Below are 20772 nucleotides of genomic sequence, written 5' to 3'. Positions count from 1 at the left end.
TAACGAGGATTTCCATTACAATCACCTTGTAAGCGCAAACAAAAAGGAGTGTAGAAGAATGAAGAAAACTTTTTTAAAAGCAGCGAGCTTGTTGTTTCTTGGTGCGACCTTAGCAGCTTGTGGCAATAACGGCAATAGTAGCGGAAGCTCAGAAGCTGATGCAGATGGGAAAACGACGATTTCCTTTACCTGGTGGGGCTCAGAAGTCAGACACGAGAAGTATATCGAATCGATCAAAGAATTTGAGAAACAAAATCCTGACATCAAAGTTGAATATGAATATGGTTCTTGGGATGACCATTGGAAAAAACTAGCGACAAAAGCGGCTTCTGGAGAATTACCTGATGTGATCCAGATGGATGTGCAGTACATTGCGCAATATGGAACGAAAAATCAATTAGCAGATATGTCGGAATTTATCGGCAATGAGATTCAAACCGATGATATCAAAGAATCGATTTTAGCAACAGGCGAGTTAGATGGAAACGTTTTCGGCATACCAACTTCTGTCAATACTATGGCGATGCTCTACAATCCATCATTGGTAGAACAAGGGGGCACTGGGATTGACTTTAGCAATTATACCTTCGATGACCTTGTAGAAAGTACGGCAGCGATCGCTGAAGCAACAGGTGATTACGGTTGGAACGATAACAATGACAACAGTACGATTTTGCAATACTTTTTACGTACTAAAGGCGAAGATCTATACCAATACGATGCAGACGGCAAACCAGAGATCGGTTTTACCAAAGAAAACTGGGTTGAATTTATGGGGGCTATCGCAGATCTTACGGAAGCCAAAGCAATGCCAACCGCAGAAGTGACTAGCAATGCCAACAGTATGGATCAATATCCGTTTTCACAAGGAAAAGCAGCTTATATGATGACTTGGTCCAATCAATACTTGACCTATAAAGCCTCCGCCGCAGAAGATGTCGAAATCAATTTGGCTCGTCCTTTTGACTCAGAAAACGGGGCGATGGCGTATCGACCAGGGTTCTTTTATTCGATCGCGAATGCTTCTGAATCAAAAGAAGCAGCTGCGAAGTTTGTTGACTTTTTAGTGAATAGTGAAGAAGCCAATAAGATCATCGGTACTGAGCGGGGGATTCCTTCCAATGATGCCATCAAAGAATTGCTTTATGCCGACATGACACCAGAAGAACAAGAGTCCTCTGATTTCTTAGATGATATTGCAGACATCGTCGGTGATCCATCCCCAATCCCACCAATTGGGTTTGCTGAAATCAACACGTACTTTAAAGAGCTGTACGCAGAGATCACTTATGGCACGATGACACCAGAAGAAACTTATGATGCCTTTACGCAACGCTGCGAAGAAATTTTTGCAGAAAACTATCAATAAGCATAGCTGTGGCGCCTTTACTGACTTTTTCAGTAAAGGCGTTTTTTTAGGAGAAGCACTGGAGGAAAAAAATATAGGTCCTCTAGTTTTTCACATTTCTGTGCTTTTTTTTCTATTCATTCTTAAGAAGTACTTCGTTAAAATCAACTTGTAAGCGTAATCAACTATAGGAGGTAGGAAGTGAAAATTATGGAACTACAATCAAAATCACCCACGGCCAAAGAACCTGGGAAACTCAAAAGCTGGTTTAATCGATTACCAGAATCAAAACAGAATATGGTTACAGGCTACTTATTTATCTCACCCTTCATCATTGGCTTTTTTGCTTTTATAATCGTCCCGATGGGGATTTCTCTTTTTATGTCTTTTCATGACTATGATCTATTGACAGAGGCGCAATTTGTTGGCTGGAATAACTTTATAACGATTTTTACGAATGATCCCAAGTTTGTTCAGTCACTGACTGTTACGCTGAAATATGTTGTGTTGGCAGTCCCTTTACGGCTGATCGTCGCATTAGCAGTGGCGATGCTGATCAACCGCCCATCGAAATTAAGCGGCGCTTATCGGGTATTATTTTATATCCCTTCGATTTTAGGTGGGAGCGTGGCGGTATCGATCATGTGGCGGAATCTTTTTGGCGATTCAGGGTTGATCAATGGCGTGCTAGCGGCGATCGGCTTAGACCCGATCTACTTCTTTAAAAGTCCTGGCTTAGCGTTGATGACCTTGATTTTATTAGCAGCGTGGCAATTTGGCTCGTCGATGTTGATTTTCTTATCCGGTTTGAAAAATATTCCGAAAGATTATTACGAAGCGGCGGAAATTGATGGGGCAGGAAAAATCAGACAGTTTTTCAATATCACGGTCCCAGTCCTGACGCCAATCATCTTTTTCAATCTGATCTATCAAACGATCATGGCCTTTTTGACGTTTACACCTGCGTTTATCATTTCGAATGGGACGGGTTCACCCCGTAACGGCACGTTAGTCTATTCCTTGTACATGTATCAACGAGCCTTTACCGATTTCAAAATGGGCTATGCTTCAGCCTTAGCGTGGATTTTACTGGTCATCGTTGGGTTGATTACGATTCTGTTGTTCGCAACATCGAAATTTTGGGTGTTTAAAGAAAACGAGGAGGTTTGATTGATGCGTGAACAAAAACAAAATTATTTCTTTGATGCCGTGATCTTAGTTGCTGCATTACTGATGCTTTATCCGATTTTCTGGCTGCTGTTTAGTGCCTTTAAACCTAGTAGTGACATTTTTCGAACGGCAACGGAGTTGATCCCCCGCAGCTGGACGTTAGAAAACTTTACCAAGGGGTTTGAAGGGATCGCAGGGATTCCCTTCATTCGCTATATTTTCAACTCATTGCAAATCGCGTTGATTTCAATGGTAGGGGCGGTCTGTTCTTCGGCTGTCATTTCTTATGGATTTGGTCGGATTCCTTTCAAAGGAAAAGGCTTTTGGTTTGCTTGTATCTTGGTCACGATGATGCTACCGCAAGAGATCATCATGGTGCCTCAGTATCTTTGGTTTAATCAATTAGGCTGGCTTAACTCGATTCGTCCAGTGACCGTTCCTTCATACTTCGGACAAGCCTTCTTTATTTTCATGATGGTCCAATTCGTCTCTGCGATCCCGACAGATTTAGATGAAGCAGCAAAAATGGACGGCTGTGGACGGGTCGGTATTTTCTTCCGCGTGATTCTACCGTTGATGAAGCCTTCCTTGGCAAACGCTGCGATCTTCTCTTTCTATTGGAAATGGGAAGAACTGATCGGACCGATGCTGTACCTCACACGTCCGCAAAACTACACGGTATCGATTGCCTTGAAGCAGTTCCTGGATGCTAGCAGCACCTCCAATTGGGGAGCCATGTTCGCGATGTCTGTGGTCTCCTTGCTGCCTGTGTTGATCATCTTCTTTATTTTCCAAAAATACATTGTTGAAGGCATCAGCACGACTGGTCTTAAATAAGTATGGAAAAAGATATTCGCTGTTTTGGAATATCTTTTTTCTATTGAATGAATTCGTTGAAGAAAGGACAAACCGATGGAACCATTTCAAGTAATTGATTTTCATGTCGTACCAAGCACGATCGGCGCTCATCAAGCGACCCTTATTTGGGAGAAGCCGCTGCACGCTCAAGCTATTTTTGGTTATCAATTGTTTTTAGACAACGATTTGATCCAAACCAGACCAACAAACAAGACGCATTGGACGTTGACAAACTTATCTGCCGATCAAACGTATCAAGTAACGATCATCTGCCTCGATCTTCAGGGATGTCTGCTTACAAATACCGCAGTCACGACGACCTTTCGTACAAAGAAAAAAAGTGTTGTGTTAGATGTTACGCAAGCACCATACCATGCTGATAGCGAAGGCAAAGAAGATAGTACCGCCATTCTCCAGCAAGCGATCAACGATTGTCCTAGCAACGGCACAGTCTGGATCCCAACAGGGGCGGTGATCCTTTCCGGTGCGTTGGAGCTAAAAAGCAATATGATTTTTCAGGTAGATGGCACATTGCAAGCAAGCCTCGACATAGAAACGTATCGGGTTGCCCCTCACGATTATTTAGGAAGCGTGAATCAAGAGGGGTTGCCATTAAGCCGTTATGAAGGCTGGGAATTGTTTTGTTTTCGTTCATTGATCAACATTGGGTATATCGATCGGGGCGATCGAGGGCGTATCGTTTGTGAAAATGTCCGTCTTTGTGGCAAAGGAACGATCATTGGTGGCGGGAATCCATTAGGACTAGCGATGCGAAACCCTTATGCAGACCGTGAACAGTATCCAGAATATGTTTCTGATGGAAAACCTGGAAGACGAGTAAGGGGACGTTTGATCTGTATGATGCAGGCCAAAAACATCCATTTGACAGAGCTGACGTTGATTGATCCACCATGCTGGACTGTTCATATGATTTACTGTGACACCGTTGTGACCCATGGGGTGACTATTCAGTCCAAAGGCATCGACAATGGCGATGGTTGGGACCCAGATTCTTCGCAAAATTTGCTGATTTTTGACACCGTTTTTGATACGGGCGATGATTGTATCGCAATCAAATCTGGCAAAAATCCAGAAGGAAATCAGATCAATAGACCAGCGAAAAATATTCGGCTGTTTGATTTGACTATTCGAGGGGGACATGGCATCGCGATTGGTAGTGAGCAATCTGGTGGTGTTGAAAATATCGCTTTTCGAGATTGTCAACTGACCAATACGCTTTATGGACTAGAATTGAAAGCGCAGAATGATCGTGGTGGCTATATTCGTCAAGTGACGATCACCGATTGCCTGTTGGATCGTTTCATGGCTCATCCTGTTGCTTACAATGCCGATGGTCAGGCAGCACAACAGTTACCGATCATTTCGGATATTTTGGTCAAGAATACCCGTATCGTAGGGCAGAACCCTTTGGTCGAGCTAAAAGGGTTTGTCGATGAACAAACACAGCAGGTTTCACCGATCCAACGCGTTACTTTTGAGTCAGTTGCCTTTGAATCAGCTAAAGGGCAAAAGAAAATGATTTTTGAACAGTGTCAGGAGGTCAGCTTTAAAGAGGCAGCGATCATTGATCGAGCGGCCATAAGTGACGCAATAAGTTGCCAAGAAACAGTCGAACTATCCATGGTGGGGCAAAAGAAACGCACGTAGAACAAGCTTTTGGAAATGATCTGCGTTGGTTTTCCCAATGAGAAACAGTTAGTTAAGCACCTTATTTCCTTCCTTGACAGGTTGCGCCTTTTTGCTTTTGTAGACAAAAAGGCGCATTTTTCTAACAAGAAAGGACGTTACAAAAAAAGACGATCCTCAGAAATCAAAAAGGACTTTCTTTTGCCGCTAAGGGGACTATAGTAAAGAATGTAGGAAAAAAGGACGCCAGAAAGCACATGGGAAAAGACAACGAGATGTGCCAAGAGGAACGCTTTACTTGATGGACAGCGCCAGTAAGAAGCACTTAGTTCTATCCAAATAAATGATAGATGAAAAAAGGTTGGCGATGCGCAAATTTTTAAAAGTCATGGATATCGATAAACCTATTTGTAGCGTAAAACAAAAGCGTAGGAGGTAAGCAAGAATGGAAGACATCACGCAATTATTGCAACGAGAAATTGACCAAGCATCAACTGTGCAGGGAACAGTGATTACACCACCCGGCGCCTATCAAATCGGCGCGTTGTTTTTAAAAAGCAATGTGCACTTGATTGTCTCAGAGGATACGATTCTGTATGGTAGTCAAGAACTGGCCGATTATCCCGAAGTAGATAATCGGGTCGCAGGGATCAATATGAAGTGGCCTGCAGCGATGATCAATGTTTTTCACGCAGAAAATGTCATGATCTCGGGAAAAGGGAAACTTGATGGTCGTGGAGAAACATGGTGGCAAACGTTTTGGGGAACAGATGAAGCCAGCGGGATGATGGCGGATTATGCAAAGAAAGGCTTACGCTGGGCAGCAGATTATGATTGCAAGCGTCCACGAAATATCCTTGTTTATGAAAGTCAGCAAGTAACCATCAAAGATATTTCGTCGGTACAGTCGGGTTTTTGGAATACACAAATCACGTATTCTCACCACATATTGATCGACGGCATCACGATAGACAATGGAAAAGGGCCTAGTACTGATGGCATCGATATTGATTCCTGTGAAGAAGTCACCATTCAAAATGCCTACATTTCCTGCAACGATGACAATATCTCGATCAAGGCGGGACGTGGGGCAGAAGCCTTAGCCCAGCAAAGAAGCTGTCGGAAAATCACGATCAAAGACTGTCAGTTAGGGTACGGTTCAGGAATTGCCATTGGCAGTGAAACTTCAGGTGGGATCGAAGAGATCAAAATCCAAAAAGTCGTCTTTGAGCAAACTGGTGCAGGGTTTCGGATCAAATCCGCCAACAATCGAGGTGGATTTATACGCAAGGTCACTGCTTCGGATTTAACGATGAAGGATGTTGGCTTTCCTTTTCTCTTACAAACAAATTGGTACCCAGATTATAGTTATCCAGAACTGCCAGCTGATTATGCGGAAGAGATTCCCGACTATTGGCACAAATTGATGGCACAACCTGCTATTCCAGTAGGTCCAGCAAAGGTCTGCGACATTACTATTGAAAACGTGCAAGCTACCAAAATAGGACAACAAAGCGTGCGTGCTTTCTTCATCGAGGCCAGCCAAGCAGAACCGATCCGCAATCTAACAATGAAAAATCTTTCCATCCATGCCGACGAGTTCGGCAAGATTGCAGGGGTCGAAAACTTAAAGATGGTGGAAACGATCGTCACTGCGTTAGCGCCAACCTTGGATCAAAATGATGTGTATGAGCGGTAGTACTCTTTCTGTCGGATATGAATGAGTGGTGATCCGCTTAGTACTACAAAACTGATGAATTATCAAAAAAGACCAATGAGTTGGTCTTTTTTTCATGATAAGATGTTTCCAAATCTCTCACGAATAAGAACATCAGTACTTAGGCTACTTTTTCTACAACGAGAATTTAAGAATGATAGGAATCAGAAAAACTGCGATAATTAAATTAATTGAGCGAACTAAGAACACGAAGAACTATTTATTCTTTTTTCCTATAATTTACGATACCTGCAAATGTAGAGCAAAACTCCCTACCCAGCCATATATCAACGATTAACAAAAAATGTCAATTGCTGGAAATCCTGCTTTTCGTTATGCTTTTGGTATTGAAAGCGGTTTATTTTAATCGAGCTCAACAACAAAATCTAAGGAGGAAAAGTAGTGAAAAAATTAAGTACGATTCTTGGTTTGGGGTTACTATCAGTCGCCTTTTTGTCGGCATGTGGGAAGGAGGAAGCAGGTTCCACAACAGATTATGATACGATTTCGATTTTATCGCCGTACATTGAAACTGAACCACCTGCAAGTGACAACGAGATTTTGAAACAATTAGAAGCTTACACTGGCAAAAACATTGATATTACCTGGGCACCCAATACATCCTATGAGGATAAAATGAATATTACGTTAGCTTCAGATGATATTCCAGAAGTGATGGTCATTCAAGGAAAATCAGGAGGATTTATCAAGTCAGCAGAAAATGGGACTTTTTGGGATTTGACCGACTATTTAGCTGATTATCCTAATCTCTCTCAGTCTAACGAGGATGTTTTGCGTAATTCTTCTGTGAATGGCAAAGTGTACGGAATTTATCGGAAACGTGATGCGATGCGGACGGCGGTGATCATCCGAAAAGATTGGTTAGAAAACTTAAACTTAGAGGTACCAGAAACGATCGATGATCTTTATGAGATTGCCAAAGCATTTACTGAGAACGATCCCGATGGGAATGGTGAAAATGATACGTTTGGTTTGATTATTCCCCAATGGCCTGGCTCGATCAATTCAAATAGTCCTTACGATGTGTTAGCTACTTGGTTTGGGGCAGGAAATGCTTGGAAAGAAATAGACGGCACTTTAGAGCCATCCTTTATGCAACCAGAATACCTAGAATCAATGCAATTTGTTAAAGATATGGTGGAACAAGGCTATGTCAATCGTGATTTTGCAACCATGGCAGCAGATAAATGGGATGAGCCGTTTATCAATGGACGTGGTGGGATCATTATTGATACGTATTCACGAGCAGCACAAATCAGTAATAAATTATTGCAAGCTGGAGAAGAAGACCTCGTCGTCTTTACAGGGAATTTAAAAGATAATAGCGGTACGATGAATGCGTTACCGACAGATGGCTATTCTGGTTTCTTGGCGATTCCTAAGTCGAGTGTCCAGACAGAGGAACATCTAAAAGAGGTGTTGACGTTCCTTGATAAATTAAATGATAAAGAAGCACAGGTATTGCTGAACAACGGAATCGAAGGAATCAATTTTGAAGTAGTGGATGGAATGTCCGTCGCACTAGAAGGATCAGAAGCTGAAGCGTTAGCCAATGCGGTCAAAGGGTACTCACAAATTGGGATGAATGTAACGGAAGATACCCTGTACTATATTGCTAAGCCTGATACAGAAGCGGCTACTGAAAGCTATGAAAAACGATTGTCATTGATGGAAGCTGATTTAGAGCACGCTGTCTTTAACCCAGCAGCCTCCTATAATACAGATACGTATGTAACAAAAGGGGCACAGCTTGATCAGATCATTAGTGATGCGCGGGTTCAATTTATCGCAGGACAAATCGATGAAGCGGGTTGGGAAGCTGCGATCGAACTTTGGAAGAATCAAGGAGGCACGCAGCTGATGGAAGAAACGAATGCCCTTCATCAAGCACAATAACGACAGTCGAAGAAGGTTGAGTGGATCTTGCTCTCAACCTTTTTCTTTTTCAATAATTTTTTTCAGCTAATAAAATGGAGTAATAGTCAAGTGAGACGAGACAGGTAGTGAGAAATCAGAAAAGAAAAAATGGAAACAAGCAAATGAAAACCCTAATCTAACGCTTGATATCAAAGAATTCAAAAAAAGTCAATTGTTAGAAATGTAGGTCAAGTTTACTATGAAAAGAGAAAAGCAGCTCATATACGCATAAAAGGAGAAGAAATGTTAGCGAAATTGATCTATGAAAATCCGCTGAATCAAGCAGCAGATATTCAACACTTTATTGCTGAAGGAGAGCCCAAGATTACTTTCCAAGACGGGATGATTCTGGCGAATACGTATTCTGAAGAATCAAACAAACAACCACATTTTGTTTTATGGCTGCCTCAACAATTTCCAGCGGACCTACGAATCACCTGGCAGTTTCAACCACTGGCTGAACCAGGCTTATGTATGCTCTTTTTTGCAGCAGCCAATCGCAAGGGTGGCTCGATCTTCGATTCTGGAGTACCCAAACGAACCGGGGCATATCCCGAGTATCATTCTGGAGGGATCGATGCTTACCACCTTTCTTATTTTCGAAGAAAGTATGAGGAGGAACGGGCGTTTGAAACGTGTAATTTGCGCAAAAGCCATGGGTTTCATCTGGTCGCCCAAGGCGCAGATCCACTTCCGAGTGTAGCAGATGCCCGAGGGTTTTATCACCTAAGAATCGATAAGGTAGGTGCAACGATCTCCTTTTGGATCAACGACTTATTGGTGTTAAGGTACCTTGATGAGGAACAGTTTGGTCCCATATTAACCAAAGGAGCGATCGGATTTCGGCAAATGGCGCCAATGAAGGCCCGCTATAAAGACTTAAAGGTATATTCCTTAGAGGAGGAACGGTGATGAATTGGCAGAAAGTATATCAAGCAGCAGATTTTGTCTTTTATTGTTTGCTGATAAATGTAACCGTTATTATAGGTGCGCTAGTAGGTGGGATCATCTTTGGACTGGCGCCTAGCATACAAGCAGGATTCCACGTAGCAAAGAAAACCCTTAAACAGGAATCGCCGCCTTTTTTTCAAACGTTCTTTCGGTATTACCGCAGGAACTTTTGGCGATCGAATCGCTTGGGCTTACCGATCATTCTCTTTTATTTGTGCCCCATGGTAGTGATCCAGCAAGGATTTTTAGCGGCATTGACTCAAACAGGCTTGATCCTATTGATCGTTAGCCAATGCGTCGCGATCGCTGTGATTAATACATTGCTTAGCATGTACGAATATTATGTGCTCCCAACGAAGAAGTACCTAGGCGCTTCACTACGCTTTCTTTTCTTTCAACCTATTGGCACCTTTTTAGGCGTCCTTTGGTTTGGGATTTGTAGTACGATCAGCTTTTTTCTCCCCGGTCTCCTGCCATTTTTAAGTATTGGGATGTGGATCATTGGCACAATGGGGATTTACTTGAAATTATTTGATGAAAATGAACAAAAGCTAAAGCAACAAAACGATGCAGTTCAACCTGCAGAGAGGGAAGAGGAGGAAATCGAGCATGGCATTGAAATGGCTCAAAAATAAACCTAAGGGAAAACGTGGGCTGAGTTTTGGGTATCCATGGGAAAAAGGAGCTTTACAACCTGAGGTTCTAAGTGAGGAACTGTTTTTGCTGGGGGAGGAGCCGCTGCAAACGAAAGTACTGGCTTACTGGCCAGATGGCAGTGTGAAATGGACAGGACACAGTGGTCTGGTGGCAGAAACGACGCAGTTACTTTTTCAAAGAAAACAGCGTGTCCAGAAGAAACAGGCGATTGCTAGGGAAGCATACAACGGTATTTATTTTGACAACGGTACGATCAAAGGCTTCTTCCCGAAACATGGGGAAGGGAAAAATGTATTGGACTGGGTAGCGGTCAATGGGCAGAAAAAATTGCAAGATCTTCACGCAATCCTGCAATACCAAAACAAAAAGGTGCAGTCCAAAGTAACGGACTTGATGTTGGAAGAAAATGGTTCAGAAAAAGCCGTTATCAAAGTATCGGGCGTCATTGAGATCAATCAAGAAGTGGTGCAAGAGTTTATTTTACGGTTCCGTATCTTTCGCGAAATCAGCAAATTGGAAATCATTCATACGGTCATTATCATCAAACCACTTGCTTATGAAGGCATGGGGGTAGCATTTGATTATGCGTTGACAGGTGAAAATTGGAATCGACAAGTCAAATTTATTGCAGATGCTGTGTATCATGAAGCGGCGCAATTGTTACTTTCACGGCGACACTATCAACAAAACATTCCCTATCAAGAACAAGCCAGTGGACAGCTCGTTTCATTGACCCCAGCGGACGAGCCGATGCTGTCTCATGCGGTGGAAAATGCTATTTGGGACAATTTTCGGGTCAATCAAATCAATCATCGGTCATTTGAATTAGAAAAACAGACAGAACCTGGGTACTGTTGGTTGCCCATTGGGGATGGTGAGCGTTATTCAGGTACCTTTTACGCTGGGGGAGAAACCGGCGGCGTTGCTTGCAGTATGGAGAAATTTTGGGAAAAAGCACCATCTGCGATCGAGGTGGCAGGCATCACCCAAAAAGCAACCCGAATCACGATGTGGCAGTGGTCACCGAATGCCAAGCCAATGGATTTTCAGCACTATTCCAAACGGGATCATGTGCTTAGCGGATACGAAGGAATGGAAGAGATTCGTTCGACGGCAGTTGGCGTAGCAAATACGACGCGTTGTTGGTTGGATCTTTATGAGGAAGCCCCGTCAGAAGAAGTGTTGCTGGACTTAGCTCAAGAAAACCAAGAACCTGCCCAGATCGTTTCATTGCCAGAGCGTTATCAAGAGACGAGGGTTTTTGGCAAGATCAGTTTACCAGACGAATCAACGAAAACGAAACAGTTGCTGGAGCAACAATTGGCTGAGATGCGTCAATTCTATTTAGCAGAAGTCCAACAAAGAAGTTGGTATGGCTATTGGAACTATGGTGATGTCATGCATACCTATGATCAGTTTCGACACCAATGGCGCTACGATCTTGGTGGGTACGCTTGGCAAAACACTGAATTGGTCCCTAACATGTGGCTTTGGCTAGATTTCTTACGGACTGGTGATCCAAGCGTCTACTATCTGGCTGAAAGCATGACGAGACATACTTCAGAAGTCGATCAGTATCATGCTGGGGAATACAAAGGATTAGGGTCACGGCATAATGTCGTTCATTGGGGTTGCCAAGCCAAAGAAGTTCGAATTTCAATGGCGGGTCTCCATCGCTACTACTACTATTTGACAGCGGATGAACGCATTGGAGAGATTATGGAACAAGTCAAAGACAATGAAACCTATGCTTTTGATGCGTTACCACCGATGCGCGAGTTTTATGAACGAGAAACGAAGCGGATACCGATTCGCATCGGACCAGATTGGGCTGCGCTAGTCTCAAACTGGTTTACCCAGTGGGAACGGACGAATGATCCTGTGTACCTTGAAAGAATTCGCACCGGCATCACCTGCATCAAAGCCATGCCCCAGCGCCTATTGTCTGGTCCCACAGTGTTATTTGATCCACAAGACAAAACCTTATCTTATATGGGAACAGGGAATTTTGGCGGCTATCACATGGTCATCTCCTTTGGGGCGCCGCAAGTTTGGTTAGAACTTGCTCAAGTGCTGGAAGACCCAGAGTGGACAGAGATGTTAGGGGAGTTTGGCTGGTTTTATAGCTTGAGTCCTGAAATAAAAGCAGAAGAGTCAAACGAGGTACTGACGGAACCTCATTTTGCCTGGCCAATGTTTGCGTCGACGATGATGGCCTTTGCTGGGCGAGTGCGTAACGATCGAGCAATCAGTCAAAGGGCTTGGCAGTTATTGCTTGATAATGACAAATCGGGTGTTCCATTGCCGATCGAAGCGACCATTGAAGCAGCGACAACGTGGAAAAAAATAAAAGAAATGCCGTGGGTATCGACCAATGTGTTGTCACAGTGGGGGCTAAATACGATTTGTTGTTTAGCACTGATTGGAGCGGAATTAGAGGAGGAGAATGAATGGAAACAACAATAAAAAAAGTGCCGAAAACGAAAGAGCAATGGGGGAGTTTTCTCAACCATTTTAAACAAAATAAATGGCTCTATATTTTGACGATTCCCGGGATCATCTATTTTGCAGTATTTCGTTATGCGCCGATGTATGGGTTGATCATTGCTTTCAAAGATTATGTGCCCTTTTTAGGAATCGCAGATAGCCCATGGGTAGGAACACAAAATTTTATGGATTTCTTCAATAATCCTGATTTCTTTCGAATCTTGTGGAACACGTTGATGATTGCCTTTTTAAACATTTTCTTTTCGTTTCCAGCACCAATCTTTTTGGCACTGTTACTGAATGAATTACGCAACAAGCTGTTTCAGCGGACCATTCAAACCTTCGTCTATGTACCGCATTTTCTTTCATGGACGATCGTCGTTAGTCTTTGGCATATTTTATTCAACATCGATCATGGAGCGATCACTCAATTTATCGCTTCGTTGACAGGCGTGGAAATCGATTTTCTCTCAGACCCGCAATGGTTCCGCCCCATGATCGTGATGCAATCGATTTGGAAAGAGATCGGTTGGGGGACCATTATTTATTTAGCTGCCTTATCAGGTGTGGATCAGGAACAATACGAAGCCGCGATCATGGATGGTGCAGGACGTTTTCGTCGTGTGTGGCATATCACTTTGCCTGCGATTCGTTCGACGATCATCATTATGCTGATCATGCGGATCGGGTCGATTTTGTCTACTGGGTTTGATCAGATTTTCTTGATGACCAATCAGTTGAACCGAACAGTAGCAGATGTTTTTGATACGTATGTGTATATGATGGGGATCACCAATGGCGCTTACAGTTACTCAACAGCCGTCGGATTATTTAAATCGATCGTTGGGATCATCCTCGTACTTTGTACCAATAAATTAGCGAAACGCTTTGGCGAAAGCGGCTTATACTAAGGAGGAAAAAGATGGATACTTTACACAATACGAAGGCAGGGAAAATATTTGACATTTTTAATGCACTATTTTTGGCATTGATTGGGTTATTCATGGTGATTCCTTTTATTTATGTGATCGCAGGTTCATTTGCTACGGAGTTAGAATTGACCACACGTTCGTTTTTCTTATGGCCAAATGAGATCAGTCTCGACTCCTATCGCTTTATTTTTTCAACCAACACCTTTATCCGTAGTTTGCTTGTAACGGTCGGCGTTACCATCGTTGGCACGCTGGTGCAGCTTTTCTGTACCTTCACCTTTGCCTATCCTTTATCACGCAAGCACCTAAAAGGACGGAACACCTTGTTGAATCTCGTGATTTTTGCAATGCTCTTTTCAGGTGGGATGATCCCAACGTTTATCGTGGTGAAAAATTTAGGACTGATCAATTCTTATTGGGCATTGATTTTGCCAATCGCGATCAATCCCTTCAACTTAATGATCATCAAAAACTTTTTCCAAGAAATGCCGATCGAGTTGGAAGAATCCGCCAAGATGGACGGCTGTACGGAACTAGGGATCTTATGGAAAATCATTTTGCCTTTATCAAAACCAGTGATCGCGACCTTCACCCTTTTTTACGCCGTTGGTATCTGGAACGACTTCATGAGTGGATTGCTCTATATCAACGATTCAGCAAAATGGCCGATTCAGTTATTGTTAAGACAGATCACGATGGCCTCCAGTGGTGCCAATGCGTTAGCAAGTATGGACCCAAACTATGTGCCGCCTGAACAAGGAATCAAATTTGCAGTCATCATTGTGGCGACTTTACCAATTTTGATCTTCTATCCGTTTTTGCAAAAACATTTTGCCAAAGGAATGCTGATTGGATCCGTCAAAGGATGATACACTTCAATAGTTGTGGATAGGTTGTCATGCGTTTTTTCGCATGACAATTTGTTACATAAAATCTATTACAAGGGTGTTTGGGAATGAAGTACTTTAAAACAGGCGGTTTTCATCGAAAACTGCAGCTAGCCAGTCTATGGATCGTCGTGCCGCTATTAGCCGTTGCAATCTTTTTGCATGCCTATTTGATCGGACCATTACAACGATCGTATCAAGAACTAAACAATCGCCAAGTCGAAGGAATCGTTAGTAACATCAACCAACAGTTCTCGCAGCTGGAAGTGACTTTAAGCGTTTGGGGGCAATCGTTTCAAAGGCGCTACCAAGAAGATTTATTGGAAACGACGAATTATCAGACGTTGATCCAGCTGTCGGAAGAATTGTTTTACTTAACCAATAGCTCCAATTATGTCAATCGAATCGGTATTTATTCGCTCGGAGAGGCGCCCTTTGGGATTGAAAGTGGCGGCACGTATGAATTAACGCTCGAGCAAACCAAAACAGCATTTGAACGCTATCGGATCGATAATGGTAGGCAGTATCAGTGGAAGATCATTGAAGAAGAGGATGAATTGATTTTTGTACAAAACATTGATAGCCAAGGCGAAGATCAGCCTAAAATTTTTTTAGTTGCAACGATCGACGAGCAATCATTGTTAAAGTATTTTTATGATACTCAAATTGAAAATGGACTCGCAGCGATTTCCTTTAATCATGAGAGTTTTCGTTTTATTGGCGATCAGAACTTAGCGAATGTTATCCAACCGCTGAGTGAGGAGCATCAAGGAACCTGGGTCGAATCGATCAATGGCAATGATTATAGCATGATCGCCGTAAACAGTACGCGACTCAACCAAATATGGACGTTTTATACCGTCGTTCCCTTAGCATTGATTACCGAGCCAGTCACTCATTTGGCTAGAGTGCTGATCGTCGTAAGCATTCTTTTTATTGCTTGTGTGGCAGTCATGAGTCTCTTTTTGGCAAAAAAACAATACCAACCTTTTGAAAAAACGATGGATCAGCTCTTTGGTAATACCCAATGGAAAAAAGAAAACGATCTGGAGTTTTTGGTGGACCGTTGGCAACAATTAAGTCGGGAAAAAGGATTGTTGCAAAATCAGGCGGAACGCTTTCAAGATTCGCTGAAGCGACAAGTGATCCAACATTTGATGGAAGGGTATTATGGCTATTTATCGGAGGAAGAATCGCAACAATTACTGCAGCAAAAAAACTGGTGCTTAAGTGACCAAGGGTATCGCCTGTTTTATTTCCAACTCAATGATCTATTAAGCAATCAAGCAAATTCACAAGATGAAACCCACATTTTGTTTGCCTTAGAAAACATTATAGCGGATGTCACAGCCATGTTTTTCCCTGAATCAACCATTGTTTCTTCAAATGAAGGACGGATTTTGGTTTTTGTGGTCAATCAAGAGCAGCTACTGACAGATTACTTCACGATGATCACCAAGCAAATCAATTTGATCGTCTGCCGTTATGTCACCATCGTTAGTTCGCAACAAGAAACAGAGATTCGCAAGTTGCCTGAAGTTGCCCAACGTCTCAAAAAGCAAATCCATCTGCAACGGTTGATTCCCGAAAATCAAGTGCTTCAAGGAGAGAAAATGCGCCCGCTGCCGAAGTATTCTCTTTCGCAAGAAAATTTGATTTTAACAGCGCTGAAAAGTGGCTATCATGAAGAATTGCAACGAAGTGTCCAGCGGTTTTTAGAACAGGTCGTGGCAGAAAACAATCAACAGGCTGCGGTGATCTATGTGGTCAATCGACTGTACGATCAAGTCGATTACCTTTTAAATGAAAATGGGGTCTCACGAACGGATTATGTATCGAAAACGGTTGTGTTAGAGCGAATCGAACGACTTTTGGACATCAATCAGATCCAAGCCTTTTTGTACCATCATTTCTTAAAACCCGTCTCCATCCTCTGGCAAGAAAATGTCGCTAATTCTTATAGTGAAATGATCCAAAAAGTAGCGGAGTACATCCAATCTGATTTTCGCAATGAACAAATTTCGTTAGAATACGTTGCGGATCGTTTCGAAGTAGACCCAATCTTTTTGAGTAAGGAGTTCAAGCGTGCCAAGCAGGTCAACTTTATTGATTATTTAACCAATGTTCGCATCGTAGAAGCAAAACGGCAGTTGCTCGAAACTGATCACCAAATCAATGAAATTGCAGAAAACCTTGGGTATAATCCCAGTTACTTCAATCGTTTATTTAAAAAGTGCACGGGAATGACCCCAGGACAATATCGAAAAGGTCAGAGCTGATCACTGTTGGTTGCTGCGGAAAAGCTCGTATTTTCGCAGCTTTTGCTCTGATTTTTCCATGTTTTCGTCAGCAAATGTTTTGTATAATAGAAAAGAAAGCGATTTCTAATGCAGCTTATGTTCAGCAAGAAAACCAGTGGACTTGTCGAAGTTGTTGGAAATCTGATAGTAAATAGATGGAGGAAGAAAAGAAATGAAAATCGTTCTAGGCGGAGATTCAACCGTGGCGGATTATCCCCTTGATCAACAGCCAATGATGGGCTGGGGACAAGCTTTACCAAGCTATCTGTCCCCAGAAGTAGACGTACACAATTTTGCGAAAAACGGCAGTACGACTCGTTCGTTTATCGAAGAAGGGTTGTTTAAGCAACTCCTGCAAGAAGTCGAACCGAATACAGTCGTCCTACTGCAATTTGGACATAATGACCAAAAAGAGAAAAATCATGTCACGATGGAGGCGTACATTGCTCATTTGACAGACATGATCCGTCAAATCAAAGAAAAAGCAGGAATTCCTATCCTGTGTACACCTGTTGAACGACGTGTAGGGGAAGAGGGACGACTGGCGCATACGTTGTCAGCATTTTTACCTGTCTTAAGAGAACTTAGTCGAACGGAAGAAGTGGATTTGTTTGATTTAAATCGCTATACCTATCATTATTATGACACATTAGGACTAGAAGCTTCCAAAGCGCTCTTTGTTTGGTTAGCACCGGATGAGCACCCCAATTATCCTGCAGGTCTCGCAGATGATACCCACTTTTCAAAGGTCGGGGCGCATATGATCGCTCGCTATGTAGCGATTCGTTTACAGGCGTTTTTCCATGAGCAACCACTGTTTCCTGATATTTATTACGGCGCCTGCATGTATCCAGAAGTCTGGTCGGAAGAAATCATGCAAAGTGATAGTCAAACGATGAAAACGTTGGGCATGAATTTTGCTAGAATTGGGGAATTCATGTGGCGTGACTTGGAGCCTCAACCTGGAGAATATGATTTTGCGTTGTTGGAACGTGCGCTAGAACAGTACCAAGCAAATGGCATCGATGTTTGCTTATGTATTCCAACGCCAACTCCGCCCCGCTGGTTTACAAAACAGTACCCAGAAGCTTTAATCACTAATCAAGATGGGACGAAGATGCATCATGGCTCAAGACAGCATGTCTGTACCAACAACGAGGACTTTCGCCGCTATGCCTATCGTTTGACGAGAAAAATCGCTGAGATTGCCGAAAAACATGAAAATGTCGTTATGTTGCAATTGGACAATGAGTTTAAATGTCATGTCGATCTATGTTACTGTACGACGTGCCAAACGCGTTGGCATACGTATTTAAAAGACAACTATCAATCCGTGACCAACCTCAACGAGTGTTGGGGCACGAAGGTGTGGAGTGAGTGGTATGACGCATTTGAGGATGTCGTCTTGCCACTAACGACCCCGTTTTTGCATAATTCTTCCCTGATGAATGCCTTTCGCCGCTTTACCACCGATACGTTGAATGAGTTTGCGCATGATCTTTGTCATTTTATCCGAATGGAGACCGCGTTACCCATTACCCATAACTCCGCTTTTGGGTTTAACTTGCAAAATGATGAGCTATTTGCTGATTTAGATATTGCCGGTTTTGATACGTATGCACCGGCAGACAACTATCCAGCGTATACCATGAACTTGGATCGTTGGCGGAATGTCAAACCGCGCAACAAGGAAATGTTATTGTTAGAAACTTGTACCGCCAATGCCGGTCATATTGAAAACTATGCGGCACCTCGTCCTCATGGGTTTGTCACAAGTGAAGCGTTCATTGGCTATGCTGGTCATTTGAAATCCTTCTGTTTTTGGCATTTTCGTGGACATCGCTATGGTGTGGAGCAACCCCATAGCGCCGTGTTAACTGCTTGGGGAGAGCCAGATCGTGGGTATGAAGAGGTAGTTCGGATTGGCGAACTAAGACAACAGATCGCACCACTTTTAGCGGAAACGAAGTATGTATCTGCAAAAATAGCCATCATCTACTCGGACTACTCGAAACGCTTTTACACGATCGATCATGGGGGTATTTATGATTATCGCAGCCTGTTTACCGAATTTTACGGCAGTCTGATTCGCCAAGGGATTCGTGTAGAAATCATTCAAGAAAATAGTCCGTTAGAAGAGTATGATGTTGTTCTTGCCCCATTTGTTCGTTGGATCAGTCCTACCTTGCTGAAAAAATTTGCCGCCTTTACTGAAGCAGGAGGCAAGCTGATTTTAGGCCCGATGACGGGGGATCGGACAAAAGAGCTAGCGTGGCCAGCGACGAATGGCTTAGATCGTTTAGGAGAATGGCTCGGGTTTGACCAAATCCAGCAGTTTACGGTGAAAGGACTGACTTATCAGCTAACCTATGACGGCCTAAAAGAACCTTTGGATCATTTGGTCACAGTTTTTCATTGCCCAGAAGATTGGGAAACGATCGGACGAGGGAATGACCAAACGCTACTAGCTAAGAAACAACTGGCTCAAGGAGAGATCATCTATTTAGGTGCGCTACCTAGCAATTTACCAGACAGTTTGATATGGCAGTCGTTTTGTCACAAAGAACTTTTCCCTTATGAATCAGAGCGCCTGTTGATCAAATGTTCGGAAGGTGTGATGAAGTATCGCCGAGAGTCAGCGACCCATGTCCAACTCTGGATCAGTAACTTAGGGATGACGACAGCTGACTTTACCTTACATCTCCCCGGTTTCGAACGCTTATCAGGTGAAGCGCTGGCGCGGGGTAACCATAGGCTAGAACCTTATGAAAATTTGATTATTGAATGGGAAAAAACAGTAGAAAGCGAGGAGTCAGATGATTCATTTAGCCATCCGAGGGCATGACCTCTCAGGAGAATATACACCCAAGCAGCTAGCACAAGCGGTAGGAGCAAAGAAAATAAGAAACGTTCAGTTTGCCTTGAATGCGTCTTTTCCAGACCTAAGTGCTCCTGAAAAAATGAGTCCAGGTATGGGGACCTTCTTCAAGAATGAATTCCAAGAACAAGGCGTTCAAATCGCTTTGTTAAGTTGTTATAGTAACTTGATTCATCCCGAACCAGAGGAACGAGAGAAAATCTTACAGAAATTTGAGCGCTACTTATTCCATGCCCGTTATTTTGGTGCCAGCATGGTGGCTTCAGAAACAGGCTCAGTCATTGCCGCGCTGGGATATAGCGAAGAGAATTTTTCGGATGAGGTTTTTGAAGACTTGATCCATGTGATCCAGCGACTCGTTCGAGTAGGAGAAAAACATAAAACCATGGTAGGGATCGAAGCAGGAATGAATCATCCGTTGTATTCGAATCAGCGCATCGCCGAGCTGATTGAACGTGTTCCTTCTGATTATCTAGGGATCATTTACGATCCAACGAATTTGATCACCGCAAAAACGGCTGCTGATCAAGTTGCATTGGTAGAAGAAGCGTTTACTCTTTTTGGCGAGAAAATCGTCTGCTTGCACCTAAAGGATTTTCAACTCTCGAGAGAAGAAGTGATCCCTGTCCCGTTAGGTGAAGGACAAATACGGTATCCAGAAATTTTACAGCTTCTGATCAAACACAAGCCATACTGTTACGTGGTGTTAGAAGAAACAAAAGACGCTGGGATCGATCGTGCGGTGGCGTTGATTGAAGGCTTAGATTTAAAAAATTAGCTGGGTGCTTGTGTAAATGATTGTTTAAGAGAACACGGGAGTGATTTTCTTGTTTTCTTCAAAGACGCTGACATTAATGCAAACTTTTATCTAGCATAGAAAAGTTGTTTATGGTGAGATTTCATCTAAACAGCTTTTTTATTTTCATAAAAATAGAAAATGTAAGGTAAGGTTTGCTATTATAGAATAAAAAGAAAGCGTTTTGGAATGTTGCATTCGGATAA

The 20772-nt window shown here is 42.9% G+C and carries 14 protein-coding genes; all 14 read left to right on the top strand.

All coding sequences use genetic code 11. The features are described 5' to 3' along the window. Positions 1 to 58 precede the first annotated feature (58 nt). The 14 genes from A5877_RS05210 (at position 59) to A5877_RS05135 (ending at position 20548) form a co-directional block, all read left to right on the top strand. The gene (locus A5877_RS05210) at positions 59 to 1369 is read left to right on the top strand and encodes an ABC transporter substrate-binding protein (RefSeq protein WP_016612696.1); all 1311 of its coding nucleotides are present in this window, start codon (positions 59 to 61) and stop codon (positions 1367 to 1369) included. A 189-nt stretch (positions 1370 to 1558) separates the two neighbouring features. After that, positions 1559 to 2518: a carbohydrate ABC transporter permease gene (locus tag A5877_RS05200; RefSeq protein ID WP_016621592.1), complete on the top strand. Its 960-nt coding sequence runs from the start codon at positions 1559 to 1561 to the stop codon at positions 2516 to 2518. Positions 2519 to 2521: 3 nt separating this feature from the next. After that, on the top strand, positions 2522 to 3355 hold the full coding sequence (locus A5877_RS05195) for a carbohydrate ABC transporter permease (RefSeq protein ID WP_005234188.1): 834 nt from the start codon (positions 2522 to 2524) through the stop codon (positions 3353 to 3355). Between the two features lie 75 nt (positions 3356 to 3430). Beyond that, positions 3431 to 5044, top strand: a complete 1614-nt coding sequence (locus tag A5877_RS05190; RefSeq protein WP_086316501.1) for a glycosyl hydrolase family 28 protein — start codon at positions 3431 to 3433, stop codon at positions 5042 to 5044. A gap of 424 nt (positions 5045 to 5468) precedes the next feature. Continuing rightward, positions 5469 to 6722: a glycoside hydrolase family 28 protein gene (locus A5877_RS05180; protein WP_086316500.1), complete on the top strand. Its 1254-nt coding sequence runs from the start codon at positions 5469 to 5471 to the stop codon at positions 6720 to 6722. Positions 6723 to 7142: 420 nt separating this feature from the next. Continuing rightward, a complete protein-coding gene (locus A5877_RS05175) occupies positions 7143 to 8657 on the top strand; it encodes an extracellular solute-binding protein (protein ID WP_086316499.1) in 1515 nt (504 codons plus the stop codon). A 264-nt stretch (positions 8658 to 8921) separates the two neighbouring features. Continuing rightward, positions 8922 to 9590, top strand: coding sequence for a DUF1961 family protein (locus tag A5877_RS05170; RefSeq protein WP_008380760.1), 669 nt, complete (start codon positions 8922 to 8924; stop codon positions 9588 to 9590). After that, a complete protein-coding gene (locus A5877_RS05165) occupies positions 9590 to 10264 on the top strand; it encodes a YesL family protein (RefSeq protein ID WP_008380762.1) in 675 nt (224 codons plus the stop codon). Before A5877_RS05170 ends, A5877_RS05165 begins: the two co-directional genes overlap by 1 nt. Beyond that, positions 10239 to 12752, top strand: a complete 2514-nt coding sequence (locus A5877_RS05160) for a hypothetical protein (protein WP_005234198.1) — start codon at positions 10239 to 10241, stop codon at positions 12750 to 12752. Before A5877_RS05165 ends, A5877_RS05160 begins: the two co-directional genes overlap by 26 nt. After that, on the top strand, positions 12737 to 13684 hold the full coding sequence (locus A5877_RS05155) for a sugar ABC transporter permease (protein WP_005234199.1): 948 nt from the start codon (positions 12737 to 12739) through the stop codon (positions 13682 to 13684). The genes A5877_RS05160 and A5877_RS05155 overlap by 16 nt, the downstream gene beginning before the upstream one ends. An 11-nt stretch (positions 13685 to 13695) precedes the next feature. Next, positions 13696 to 14574, top strand: a complete 879-nt coding sequence (locus A5877_RS05150) for a carbohydrate ABC transporter permease (RefSeq protein WP_005234200.1) — start codon at positions 13696 to 13698, stop codon at positions 14572 to 14574. A gap of 86 nt (positions 14575 to 14660) precedes the next feature. Further along, a complete protein-coding gene (locus A5877_RS05145; protein WP_008380767.1) occupies positions 14661 to 16871 on the top strand; it encodes a helix-turn-helix transcriptional regulator in 2211 nt (736 codons plus the stop codon). 193 nt (positions 16872 to 17064) lie between these two features. Next, positions 17065 to 19737 carry a beta-galactosidase gene (locus tag A5877_RS05140; protein ID WP_086316498.1) on the top strand — a complete coding sequence of 891 codons (2673 nt, stop codon included), beginning with the start codon at positions 17065 to 17067 and terminating at the stop codon, positions 19735 to 19737. Continuing rightward, complete coding sequence (locus A5877_RS05135) at positions 19709 to 20548, top strand: sugar phosphate isomerase/epimerase (protein WP_008380772.1); 840 nt, start codon at positions 19709 to 19711, stop codon at positions 20546 to 20548. The genes A5877_RS05140 and A5877_RS05135 overlap by 29 nt, the downstream gene beginning before the upstream one ends. Positions 20549 to 20772 lie beyond the last annotated feature (224 nt).

The organism is Enterococcus sp. 3C7_DIV0644, from assembly GCF_002141235.1.
Classification (GTDB): Bacteria; Bacillota; Bacilli; order Lactobacillales; family Enterococcaceae; genus Enterococcus_D; species Enterococcus_D entomosocium.
This window is presented reverse-complemented; position numbering and strand designations above follow the sequence as displayed.